The following is a 13152-nucleotide window of genomic DNA, read 5'->3' on the forward strand; positions in this document are numbered from 1 at the left end:
CAAGTAGCCGTGACTGAAGACCGTAATTTCGACGATATTGCCCACAAATTTGCAAAAAATATTTACGGCTCTGACAAAGGAGAGATCCGTCAAGTCATTGTATGGGAAGATTTAGAGCAAGCTTTGAGCAAATTTGAGCATTCATCTTCACCGTTGCATGTGCTTGATGCTGGAGGGGGACTTGCACAGGTGTCGCAAAAAATTGCCGCGCTTGGACATCACGTGTCTTTATGCGATCTCTCATCTGAGATGCTTAAACTCGCAGAAAAAAGTATCTGCGAAGCGGGTTTGTTAGAGCAGTATCGATTTATTCATTCACCGGTACAAAAAGTGGCAGAACACCTCGATGAGAAAGTCGACTTTGTGATGTTTCACGCGGTCATGGAGTGGCTAGCCGACCCAAAAGAGGCGCTTGATTTATTGTTAGAACAAGTAAAACCGGGTGGCGTTGCCTCGATAATGTTTTACAACCACCACGGATTAGTCCTGAAAAATGTGATTTGTGGCAACATTCCTCATGTATTGAATGGGATGCCACATCGAAAACGGTTTAAGCTGCAACCACAAAAAGGCTTGAAGCCTGAAGAGGTTTATCAATGGATAGAAGACGCCGGTCTGGAAATCTGCGGTAAATCTGGCATTCGCTCTTTTAGTGACTACATAGGTAATATGGAGTACATGGGCGATTACCAATTTGAAGATGTATTGGAACTAGAAAAACAGCTATGTCGCCAGGAGCCATATCTGTCGCTAGGCCGTTATATTCACGTTTGGGCTCAAAAACCTGCACAATAACAGCGGTGAATGTGGTAAAAGAAGCCACAACATGCGCTATGCGATCGTAAGAAGCCCGCGTCATAAAGAAATAGGCGTCATATCTAACATGTTCGATATGACAAAGAACAGTAACAGGAACCACAATGAGTGAAATGACTCAAACTGCCGAAGAGCAGCCAATTGATGAGTTGGTGGGCTGGGTCAAGCAGCATGATTTTTCATTAAACTTGCCACCAGAGCGCTTAGCATTTTTGATTGCTATCGCAGTATTAAGCAATGAAAGGTTCGATGAAGAGTTAGGCGAGGGTGAACTGCACGATGCATTTGCCATTGTCACTCGACTGTTTGAAGATACTGGCGAAGCGTCGGCGTTTCGTGCCAACAATGCCATCAACGAGTTGGTTAAACAGAAGTTGATTAGCCGCTTTACCAGCGAAATCACTGATGGCGCGAGCATTTATCGCCTATCACCATTGGCGATTGGTATCTCAGATTATTACTTACGTCATCGTCAGTTCTCCAAATTAAAATTGTCTATCCAGCTTTCTATGGTTGCAGATGAGATGGCAAAAGCCATTGAAGCAGCACAAAAAGGCGGAACGCCAGGACATTGGAGAAAGAACGTTTACGGCGTGCTCAAGTATTCTGTTGGTGAGATTTTCGATCAGATCGATCTTAACCAACGTGTTATGGATGAGCAGCAGCAAACCGTTAAGCAGCAAATTGCCGACCTTTTAAACAAAGATTGGCGAGAGGCGATCAACAACTGTGAAACCTTGTTATCAGAAACCTCGTCCACGCTAAAAGAATTGCAAGACACCTTGCAAGCAGCGGGTGATGAACTGCAAACACAGATCCTCGATATTCAAGAAATTGTTTACGGTGACGATGAACTCGAATTCGTCGGAGAAACCCTGTTCGGCTTGCAGATGAAGCTTGATCGAATTACCAGTTGGGGTCAGCAAGCGATCGACTTGTGGATCGGTTACGACCGCCACGTTCACAAGTTTATCCGTACCGCGATTGATATGGATAAAAACCGTGCCTTTAGCCAACGCTTGCGTCAGTCAGTCACTGACTACTTTGATGCGCCGTGGTTATTGACTTACGCCGATGCTGAGAAGCTCACCGATCTACGTGATGAAGCACTCGTGCTTCGTGATGACGAAGTGATGGGTCAAGCGCCAATCGACGTAGAATACGAAGAATTTGAGCAAGTGAATGATCTGCTTTCAGACCGAATTGCAGAGATGTTAAAAGCTCACAAACAGCAAGGTTCGCCAATTGATCTTGGCCTTGTGCTACGCGACTACCTCGCTGCACACCCTCGCACACACCATTTTGATTTAGCCAGAATTGTTGTCGACCAAGCGGTGCGCTTAGGTTACTCAGAGTCTGACTATCAGGCTATTCAGCCAGATTGGCAGGCAATCAACGATTTCGGTGCAAAGGTACAAGCAAATGTCATTAACAAGTACTGATGATTACATGCCAGAGAAACTGGTAAAAGCGATAGCGAACCCACTGTTCCCCGCGCTAGACAGTATGCTGCGTTCAGGTAAGCATATTTCAACAGAAGATCTAGATAACCACGCGTTACTTTCTGATTTTGAAGTTGAGCTTCAGCATTTTTATCAACGCTACAACACCGAGCTTGTGAAAGCGCCAGAAGGCTTCTTTTACTTGCGTCCGCGTTCTACGTCTCTCATTGGTCGTAGTGTGTTGTCTGAACTAGACATGTTAGTTGGCAAGGTATTGTGTTTCTTGTACCTAAGCCCAGAACGTTTAGCGCACGAAGGCATTTTCAACAACCAAGAGTTGTTTGAAGAGCTAATGGCGTTAGCGGATGAGAAAAAACTCATGAAGCTAGCAACCAACCGTGCGTCTGGCTCTGACTTAGACAAAGAAAAGTTATTCGAAAAAGTACGTACTTCTCTACGTCGTCTACGTCGCATCGGTATGCTGATTGCGATTGGCGAAACGGGTAAATTCCGTATTAGCGAAGCGGTATTCCGTTTCGGTGCTGACGTACGTGTTGGCGACGATATGAAAGAAGCTCAACTGCGTCTTATCCGTGATGGTGAGGCTGTGGTGCATACTCAAGAGCCTAACCAAGGTAGCTTGTTGAATGAAGAGCAAACAGAATCTGTATCAGAAGTCGATGCAGACGTAGACGAAAACGGTCAACAAGACATTTTTAACGATCAAACTGACTTTGACCTTGAGTCGAACGATGGCGAACAAACAAAAGTAGAAGGTGAAGCATGATTGAAAGAGGTAAGTATCAATCATTAACCATGGTCAACTGGAACGGCTTCTTTGCGCGTACTTTTGATATTGATGGATTGGTTACAACGCTTTCTGGCGGTAACGGTGCAGGTAAGTCGACCACAATGGCGGCTTTCATCACAGCACTGATCCCTGACCAAAGCCTTCTGCATTTCCGTAACACGACGGAAGCGGGCAGCTCACAGTCGTCTCGTGATAAAGGCCTTTACGGTAAGCTTCAACCTGGCGCATGTTATGCGGCGCTAGACGTTGTGAATTCTCGTAATCAACGCCTACTGTTTGCAGTAAAACTGCAGCAAGTGGCAGGTCGTGACAAGAAAGTCGATATCAAGCCGTTCGTTATCCAAGGTCTTCCAAGCCATGTGAAACCAACGGATGTACTGATTCAGAACGTTTCAGACAGTCACGCTCGTGTGTGTCAGTTGAACGATGTGAAAGCTGCAGTTGCACAATACGAAGGTGCACACTTCAAAGCCTTCTCTTCGATTGTTGATTACCACTCACAGATGTTTGAGTACGGTGTCGTTCCTAAGAAACTGCGTAACAGCAGTGACCGCTCTAAGTTCTACCGCTTAATTGAGGCATCACTTTATGGTGGTATCTCCAGTGCGATTACGCGTTCTCTGCGTGATTACCTTCTGCCGCAAAATGGCGGTGTGAAGAAAGCATTCCAAGATATGGAATCAGCACTACGCGAAAACCGCATGACGCTAGAAGCGATCAAGACAACGCAGTCGGATCGTGACCTGTTCAAGCATTTGATCACTGAATCAACGAACTACGTGGCAGCGGATTACATGCGCCATGCCAACGATCGTCGTAACAAGTTAGATCAAACCATGAAGCTCCGTGGTGAACTGTTTGGTTCTCGCGAAACCTTGCTTGATCAAAACAACCTGCTGAATCGTGTTCAAGAAGAGCTTGAACTGCTGGTTGATCAAGAATCTGCGCTAGAGCAAGATTATCAAGCGGCTTCAGATCATCTTCAGCTGGTTCAAACTGCACTTCGTCAGCAAGAGAAAATTGCCCGCTACAGCGAAGATCTAGAAGAGCTTAATGAGCGCCTAGAAGAGCAGATGATGGTGGTTGAAGAAGCCCAAGAGCGAGTACTTCTTGCTGAAGAACAGGCTAACATGACTGAAGAAGAAGTGGATAGCCTGAAAACTCAGTTGGCTGACTATCAACAAGCTTTGGATGTTCAACAAACTCGTGCATTGCAATACCAACAAGCGGTTCAAGCATTAGAGAAAACGAAGCAGTTACTTGGTGATGAATCTATTACCGCAGAAAGTGCATTAACTCTGGTTTCTGAGCTAAAAGCCCAACAAGAATCAAGCACGCAAACGCTACTGTCTACTAAGCATAAGCTAGACATGTCATCTGCTGCGTCTGCACAGTTCGACAAAGCGTTATCTTTGGTTAAAAACATTGTTGGTGACGTAGACCGTAAAGAAGCATCCTACAGCGCTAAGCAGGCGCTAGAAAAAGGCCGTAACGCAAAACACGTTGTTGAAAATGAACAACAGTGGCGTGCTCAGCACCGTGACATGGCTCGTGACGTGGCACAACAGCGTCAAGCAAAAGAGCTTGCTACCGAGTATCAAAAACAACATAACATCTCACTGACTGACGAAGCGGTTTTTGATGAAGAACGCGAACGTCATGCAATGCAGATCGAAACGCTTGAGTATGCTCAAGAAGAGCTGCGTGAAGCGAAGAGTGAGCAACGTCGTGTGCAACAAAACCACGATCAAGAGATTCAAAAGCTTGAGTCCATTGCTCCTGCGTGGATAACGGCAAACGATGCGCTTGAAGCATTAAGAGATCAAACCGAAGCTGAGCTCGAAGATAGCCAAGCAGTGATGACTCACATGCAGCAAGTACTTGAAGATGAGAAATCTCAAGCGGCCGCGAAAGAGCGATTGGCAACTCGTCGTGCTGAACTTGATCAAGAGATTGAACGCTTAGCTTCACCGGGTGGTTCTAACGATCGTCGATTGAAAGGCCTCGCGGATATGCTTGGAGGCGTGCTACTTTCTGAGATCTACGACGATATCACGATTGGTGATGCACCTTACTTCAGTGCGATGTACGGCCCAGCTCGTCATGCGATTGTGGTGTCTGATCTCAGTGGTATTAAAGAGAAGCTGGTGGACCTTGATGATTGTCCAGAAGATCTTTACATCCTAGAAGGCGATGTCGATGCGTTTGATGACAGCTCATTCAATGCAGATGAGTTAGAAGGCGCTGTATGTGTTCAGCTTAACGATCGCCAAATGCGTTACTCTCGCTTCCCTGAGATCCCGTTGTTTGGCCGTGCGGCTCGTGAACAACGCCTAGAGAAATTACGGGAAGAGCGTGATGTGGTTGTTGAGAACCACGCGAAAGCAGCATTTGATGCACAAAAACTGAATCGCCTATACCAAGCATTCAACAGCTTTGTTGCGAAACACCTGCACGTTGCATTCAACGCCGATCCTGAACAGGCGCTAGCGTCTCTTCGTGATAAGCGTAGTCAAATTGTTCGTTCTTTGGCTGAGTTGGATTCTAAAGAACAGCAGCAACGCAGCCAACTTCTACAAAGCAAGCAAGCACTTGGTGCGTTAGACAAACTCGCGCCTATGGTGCGTATTTTAGAAGACGAAACCTTAGCAGAACGCCTGGCTGAACTAGAAGTACAACTTGAGCGTTTGAGTGAAGCGAAGTCTTTCTTGAACAATCACGGCAAAGCACTTAATTCATTGGAGCAGGTTGTTTCTGCACTGGACGCAGACCCTGAGCAATTTGAAGCGTTAGAAGCGGAATATCAACAAGCTGATAAAGCGCTACAAGCTCTAAAAGGCAAAGTATTCGCACTGTCTGATTTGATTGAGCGTCGTCACTACTTTGCTTACGCAGACTCTGTTGATTTGCTTAATAAGAGCAGTGAACTAAGCGAGCAGCTTAAAGCGAAACTGGTTCAAGCAGAACAAGCAAGAACCAAAGGCCGTGATGGCTTGAAGCAAGCTCGTGAACAGATGAACCAGTACAACCAAGTATTGGCGGCACTGAAGAGCTCGCATCAAGCGAAGCAAGAAACGGTTCAAGAGTTTAAGCAAGAGCTTCAAGAGTTCGGTGTAAACGCTGATGAAGGCTCTGAAGAGCGTGCTGTACGTCGTCGTGACGAGCTTCAAGAGCGTTTGCACAGCTCTCGTAGCCGTAAGAGTGAATACGAGCGTACGATTACGTCAACAGAGCTTGAGATGAAAGCACTGGCTAAGCGTCTTAAGAAAGTACAGAAAGAGTACACAGAGCTTCGTACCTTCGTGGTTGCAGCGAAAGCAGGTTGGTGTTCAGTGCTTCGTTTAGCCCGTGAGAATGACGTTGAACGTCGTCTCCACAAGCGCGAACTGGCTTACCTAACGGCTGGCGAGCTTCGCTCTATGTCGGACAAATCACTAGGTGCGCTACGTTTGGCGGTGGCTGACAATGAAGATCTACGCGATTCGCTGCGCCTATCAGAAGACAACGCGCATCCAGAGCGTAAGGTTCTGTTCTACATTGCAGTTTACCAACACCTTCGTGAGCGTATTCGCCAAGATATCATTCATACGGATGACCCGGTTGAAGCAATCGAAGAGATGGAAGTTGAACTGGCTCGTCTAACAGAAGAACTGACGCAGCGTGAAAACCGCCTAGCGATCAGTTCTGAGTCGGTAGCTAGCATCATTAAGAAGACGATTCAGCGTGAGCAGAACCGTATTCGCATGCTGAATCAAGGCTTGTCTAATATTTACTTTGGTCAGGTTAAGGGCGTACGTTTGAACGTTAAGATCCGTGAAAGCCACGAGATCTTATTGTCCGGGCTCGCTACCCAGCAAGAGCAACATAAAGACCTGTTTGAAAGCACCCGCTTTACCTTCTCAGAAGCAATGGCGAAGCTGTTCCAACGTGTTAACCCACATATCGATATGGGTCAACGCTCTCCACAGGTTCTGGGTGAAGAGTTACTGGATTACCGTAACTACCTAGAGTTAAGTGTAGAAGTTAACCGTGGTTCAGACGGTTGGTTGCAAGCTGAATCGGGCGCACTTTCTACGGGTGAAGCTATCGGTACGGGTCAATCCATTCTGTTGATGGTTATCCAAAGTTGGGAAGAGGAGTCTCGTCGACTTCGTAGTAAAGATATCGTCCCATGTCGCTTGCTGTTCCTTGATGAGGCAGCACGTTTGGATGCAAAATCTATCTCAACACTGTTTGAGCTTTGTGATCGTCTAGGCATGCAACTTTTGATTGCAGCCCCAGAGAACATTAGCCCAGAAAAAGGCACAACCTACAAACTGGTACGTAAGGTCTTCAAAGATCACGAACACGTGCACGTTGTTGGCCTGCGTGGTTTTGCGCAAAATAAACCAGCCTCTCCGGTTCAAGAGCTTATCGAAGAAGCTGAGCAGTAAGCTCGGTAATGGCCCAATGATATTTGTTCAAAGCCCCTAACCATTAGGGGCTTTTTTGTACCTCACATTTAATTTTTCAACTGAATGCCTCAAGCTCAATCTTCTCATCGATACTGATAAGACCTCTCATACCTTGTGGTTATTATCAATGGAACTTGTTTGAGGTCACACGTACAAATCCACAAATAATGTATGGTAATGCCATGAGTCTAATAATGTTAACGATATTGTATTGCTTATATTTTTAATTGTTGATAACTCGCGTGTGCGAAAGGCAAAGGTAGGACTAAGGTATGATTCAAATTGTCATTGATGGAAAATTTCGAATCGTTGAGCAAGGGCAAACCGTTCTTGAGGCAGCAAAAACATGTGGTTTAGAGATTCCATCGTTATGTGGTTTGAACAACACAACGGACAAAGTGCCGTGTGATTTGTGTGTGGTTGAAGTGGATGGGATGGGCGTGACACGTTCTTGTGAGCTTGAGGTAGCCAATGGCTTGAACATCACCACTCAATCTAAACAGCTAACGACGCATCGACAAGATGCGCTGAACCGTATCATGGCAGACCACTACGCTGACTGTGAAGCACCGTGCCAAACCGCTTGCCCTGCGGGTGTCGATATCCAATCTTACCTCCATCATATTGCGCAAAATGATCATACCAAAGCCATCGAAGTGATCAAAAAGACATTGCCAATGCCGCTCACAATTGGTCGTGTGTGTCCTGCTTTCTGTGAAACAGAATGTCGAAGAAACTTAGTCGATGATTCAATTGCGATTCGTCAGCTAAAACGACATGCAGCCGATGCCGATCTGGCCGCTCAAGAGAGCTACATGCCAGCGAAGAAACCAAGCAAAGGCAAGAGCATTGCGATTGTCGGCAGTGGCCCTGGTGGCTTAACAGCCGGTTATTACCTGTCTAATGAAGGTTATGACGTCAGTGTTTACGAATCGATGCCTAAAGCTGGTGGTTGGTTGCGTTATGGGATTCCTGAGTATCGTCTGCCGAAGTCGATTCTAGATAAAGAAATCGAACTCATGTGTCGTAACGGAATGGCAGTCGAGTGCGACAAGAAGCTTGGTGTTGATTTCACCTTGTCAGATCTTAGCCGTGATTTTGATGCGGTTTGCTTAGCAGTGGGTGCGTCACAAGCCGTTGAGATGAATTATCCCGGTAGTGACCTTGGTGGCTGCTATTTGGGTGTCGATTACCTGAAAGATTATGTGACTGACAAAAACTTCATTACGGGTAAGAAAGTCGCGGTAATCGGCGGTGGTAATACCGCGATTGACTGCGCTCGAACAGCCGTCCGTGATGGGGCCGATACCACGCTAATTTATCGACGAACACGAGACGAGATGCCGGCGGAAGACTACGAAATTGAAGAAGCTGAACACGAAGGAGTGAAGTTTCACTTCTTGACCAATCCTGCTGAGAATATGGCTGGTGAAAATGGCCATGTATCTGAAATCAGATTAGAGCGTATGGCGCTTGGCCCTGCGGATGCATCGGGTCGACGAAGCCCGAAACCTACGGGTGAGTTTTTTGTTGAGGCTTTCGATACTGTGATTGCCGCCGTGTCGCAAAAGCCTGATCTTAGCTTCATGGACAATGAGTCACTAGAAATCCCGTTAACACGCTGGAATACTGCGGACGCGGATCCACAAACCATGCACACAGGTACGGGCAATATCTTTAGTATCGGTGACTTCCGACGTGGTCCAGCGACAGCTGTCGAAGCGGTAGGAGACGGGCGTATTGCCGCGCAAGCTATCGACCGATTCTTCAACGGTGATATGGGGAACATTCCAACTAAACCCTTTAACTCTAGAAAGCACAAGCAGCTCAAAGCCGTTGATCCCGAGCAGTACAAGTCGATACAGCGCATGGCGCGTAAGATTATGCCAGAGCTCACCCCTGAGCAGCGCGAGCAAAGCTTTGACGAAGTAGAAACTGGTTTTGATAATGCCGACGCGATAGCCGAAGCAGCAAGATGTTTAGAGTGTGGTTGCCAAGCCAATACAAACTGCGACCTAAGAGACTACTCGACCGAATACAAAGCTACTCAAACGCATCCAAAATACAAAATCGATGTGGCTTCTAACGACAGCTGGCAAGCGATTCGCGCTGAAGAAGCGAAGGTTGGTTCGATAAGACAGAAGTTTGCTGTCGATGACAGTTCTGAATTCATCATTTTTGACGCCAACCGCTGCATCAGTTGTGGTCAGTGTATCCAAGCGTGTCGTGAACAGAATGTTCATGGTGTTCTAAGCTTCATGAACCAATCAGACGGGAAACCAGCATCGAGGCCTGAGTGTCGCCCTAATTTTGGTGCGGATAAGACCTTAATGGGCGATTCTAACTGTGTTCAATGTGGATCTTGTATTCAGGCGTGTCCAACTGGTGCGATGGTGGATGCTCGTGATAGAAAACAAGGCGATACCGACATCCTTAAAAAGGTCGACACTATCTGCACCTACTGTGGTGTGGGCTGTAAGCTGACCATGCATGTTGACGAAGCGAAGAACAAAATCCGTTATATCGAGGGCGGTGATTCTCCGGTTAACGAAGGTATGTTATGTGTTAAGGGACGTTTCGGTTTCGACTTTGTCGGCAGTGATGCCCGCCTTACAACACCGTTAATTCGTAAAGATGGCTGGTTACAACCTGCGAGCTGGGAAGAAGCCATTACGCTGATTGCCGAGAAACTCACGGCTATCAAACAAGGTTTTGGTAGTAACGCTTTAGCGGGGTTCTCATCGGCGAAAACCACCAATGAAGATAACTATGCGTTCCAAAAATTCATACGTCGTGAACTAGGCACCAACAACGTCGACCATTGTGCTCGCCTTTGTCATGCTTCGACTGTTACTGGTTTAGAGGCTTCGCTGGGCAGCGGGGCAATGACCAATGATATCCCAAGTATCAAACACTCAGATGTTATCTTTATCATTGGTTCAGACACTACATCCGCGCACCCAATTATCGGCTCACACATCAAACAGGCAGTGAGGCATAACGGTGCTCGTTTGATCGTCGCCGATCCTAAAATAATCGATATTGCCGATCATGCTGAACTTTACTTAGCACACCGACCGGGTACCGATGTGATGCTGATTAATGGTGTGATGCAGCAGATCATCAAACACGGTTGGTATGATCAAGAGTACATTGAAGATCGTGTGGATGGCTTTGATACCTTGCTCCAAGAGGTCATGTCACCAAGCTACTCTCTCGATAAAGTGGAATTGGTGACTGGCGTTAAAGCAGAAGACATCTTCGCGATGGCGCGCTTGATCGGTACGGCAAAACGCACGGCGGTGTATTACTCCATGGGTATCACGCAACACACCACTGGCCACGACAATGTTCGCTCGATTGCTAACCTGCAGCTCTTGTGTGGCAACATCGGTATTGAAGGTGGTGGTATCAACCCACTGCGTGGCCAATCCAATGTTCAAGGTGCGTGCGACATGGGCGCATTGCCAAACAACCTGCCAGGCTATCAGAAAGTGTATAACCCAATGGTCCGCCAAAAGTTCGCGATGGAGTGGGGCGTTGCTGATTTGCCTGCTGAAACGGGGTTAACGTTGACCGAGATTATTGATGGTGCGTGTAATCGAGATGTACGTGGTTTATACGTGATGGGTGAAAATCCAGTGCTCAGTGATCCAAACCAAGCGCACGTGATTGAAGGGCTTGCAGCGTTAGATTTCCTAGTGGTTCAAGACATCTTCTTAACCGAAACGGCGCAGTATGCCGATGTGGTGCTACCGTCTTGCTCGTTCGCTGAAAAGTCAGGTCACTTTACCAATACTGAGCGACGCGTTCAGCGTATTAACCCAGCGGTATTACCTCCAGGTGACGCGAAAGAGGATTGGGTGATTATCCAATTGCTGGCTAATGCGATGGGTGGTGATTGGAGCTACGATTCAGTTGCGGATATTACCAATGAGATTGCCCGCGTCACGCCACAATATGGTGGTTTACGTTGGGAGAACATAACGGTTAATGGCGTACAGTGGCCGAGTAATAAGAACAACCCAGACGGCACTCGTATTATGCACCAAACCCAATTCACTCGCGGGCGTGGTCAAATGGAAGCGATTCCGTTTCGATATGCGGCAGAGCTGCCGGATTCAGAATTCCCATTAGTGCTAACAACGGGGCGGGTATTGGAGCAGTTCCATACCGGAACCATGACGCGTAAAACAAAAGGTCTGGATAACTTAGCAGGGCCACGAGCGATGGTCAGTGTGCATGATGCTGAATCGTTAGGGATCTCGAATGGTCAGATGCTCAAAGTATTAACGCGTCGTGGTGAAATTGAAATCGCGGCGTTTGTAACCAAGCGAATGCAGAAAGGCGTGGTGTTTATTCCATTCCATTTCGTGGAGTCTCCTGTGAACCGTTTGACGACAACGGCGACAGATCCGCATGCCAAGATCCCGGAGTTTAAGGTGGCTGCTGTGCGTATTGAGCCAATTCGAGAGCTTGAAATTGAAGCTAGAGGGGATGGCCTTACGAGCTAGCTTAAACATCGGGCACTAAAAAGCCGCTTAACCGAAGTGTTCAACTTTATGGAAACACTTCAATCATGCGGCTTTTTTATTGAACTCGATTAGGTATAGAATCATTTACTCAGTGGGTTAACTCTCGGCTTAGATTAGTTTGGAACAATTTCGTTACCGTGAACACCAAACTGCTTAGCAGCGTATGCCACGCGCTCTGCTGCTTTCGGATATTCGGCGGGTGTGCCTAGGTTTTCAATATGATGCAAGCGAGGAAGCAAACCCGCGCCGTTTGCAATCTGTATTGCTAACCCAGGACGAGCGTTGAGTTCCAGTACCATAGGGCCCTCTTCTTGGTCTAAAACCATGTCAGTACCCATGTAACCAAGACTTGTCATTTCCCAAGCACTTGATGCAAGAGTTAGCAGCTTTTCCCAATGCGGCACTTGAAGTAGCGCCAGTTCTTTACCGGTATCTGGGTGGTGAGTCACAGGGTGGTCAAACTGGACCGCACGAACGGCTTTTCCGGTGGCAATACAAATACCAACCCCCACAGCGCCTTGGTGCAAGTTTGCCTTGCCGTCAGAAGCAGAAGTGGAAAGGCGCATCATAGCCATCACAGGATAGCCTTTGAATACGATGATTCGTACATCTGGCACACCTTCATAACTAAAGCCATCGAAACACTCGTCAAACTTGATGAGGTTTTCAACTACGGCTACATCGTTCTTGCCACCCAGAGAGAAAAGGCCCGCTAGAGCGTTACTGATATGGCGCTCGACATCTTCTTCATTGATGGTTGAACCAGATGGCTTGGTATAAACGCCATCCTTGTGAGATGTCACAACAAGGATGCCTTTACCACCACTACCTTGAGCTGGCTTGATTACGAAACCCGGCCACTCTTTAACCATCTTGTGGATTGTTTTCACTTCAGCTTGGTGACTAATAACGCCAATCAATTTCGGTACAGTTGCGCCAGCCTGTTCTGCAATGATCTTAGTCTTAAGCTTGTCATCAACGAGTGGATACTTGGAACGATCATTGTAGCGACCAATATAGCTATGGTTACGCTTGTTCATTCCCATAATGCCTTTGTCTTTCAACCTAAACGGTGAAGTAAACTGATCAAACAT

The 13152-nt window shown here is 47.0% G+C and carries 6 protein-coding genes; 5 read left to right on the top strand and 1 reads right to left on the bottom strand.

All coding sequences use genetic code 11. The annotated features are described in order from the left end of the window. Positions 1-9: 9 nt before the first annotated feature. From cmoM to fdhF, 5 genes are all read left to right on the top strand, one after another. On the top strand, positions 10-795 hold the full coding sequence (gene cmoM, locus OCT63_RS06110) for a tRNA uridine 5-oxyacetic acid(34) methyltransferase CmoM (protein WP_269983373.1): 786 nt from the start codon (positions 10-12) through the stop codon (positions 793-795). 125 nt (positions 796-920) lie between these two features. Further along, entirely contained in the window at positions 921-2258 is a 1338-nt protein-coding gene (mukF, locus tag OCT63_RS06115) for a chromosome partition protein MukF (protein ID WP_102507513.1), read from the top strand. Then, positions 2239-3045 (top strand): chromosome partition protein MukE, encoded by an 807-nt coding sequence (gene mukE / locus OCT63_RS06120; RefSeq protein WP_161678045.1) that lies wholly within the window; start codon positions 2239-2241, stop codon positions 3043-3045. The genes mukF and mukE overlap by 20 nt, the downstream gene beginning before the upstream one ends. Continuing rightward, positions 3042-7502 (top strand): chromosome partition protein MukB, encoded by a 4461-nt coding sequence (gene mukB / locus OCT63_RS06125; protein WP_269983374.1) that lies wholly within the window; start codon positions 3042-3044, stop codon positions 7500-7502. The genes mukE and mukB overlap by 4 nt, the downstream gene beginning before the upstream one ends. Before the next feature lie 293 nt (positions 7503-7795). Beyond that, a complete protein-coding gene (fdhF, locus tag OCT63_RS06130) occupies positions 7796-12037 on the top strand; it encodes a formate dehydrogenase subunit alpha (protein WP_269983375.1) in 4242 nt (1413 codons plus the stop codon). A 134-nt stretch (positions 12038-12171) separates the two neighbouring features. Here fdhF and OCT63_RS06135 read toward each other — a convergent pair whose 3' ends face one another. Continuing rightward, on the bottom strand, positions 12172-13152 hold the full coding sequence (locus OCT63_RS06135) for an alpha-L-glutamate ligase-like protein (protein ID WP_060467412.1): 981 nt from the start codon (positions 13150-13152) through the stop codon (positions 12172-12174).

The sequence above is a fragment of the Vibrio sp. RW genome (genome assembly GCF_027587105.1).
GTDB lineage: Bacteria > Pseudomonadota > Gammaproteobacteria > Enterobacterales > Vibrionaceae > Vibrio > Vibrio toranzoniae.

Coding starts and splice junctions, on each gene's coding strand:
- OCT63_RS06135 (WP_060467412.1), bottom strand. CDS start 13,152: ATGTTTGATCAGTTTACTTCACCGTTTAGGTTGAAAGACAAAGGCATT.
- fdhF (WP_269983375.1), top strand. CDS start 7,796: ATGATTCAAATTGTCATTGATGGAAAATTTCGAATCGTTGAGCAAGGG.
- mukE (WP_161678045.1), top strand. CDS start 2,239: ATGTCATTAACAAGTACTGATGATTACATGCCAGAGAAACTGGTAAAA.
- mukB (WP_269983374.1), top strand. CDS start 3,042: ATGATTGAAAGAGGTAAGTATCAATCATTAACCATGGTCAACTGGAAC.
- mukF (WP_102507513.1), top strand. CDS start 921: ATGAGTGAAATGACTCAAACTGCCGAAGAGCAGCCAATTGATGAGTTG.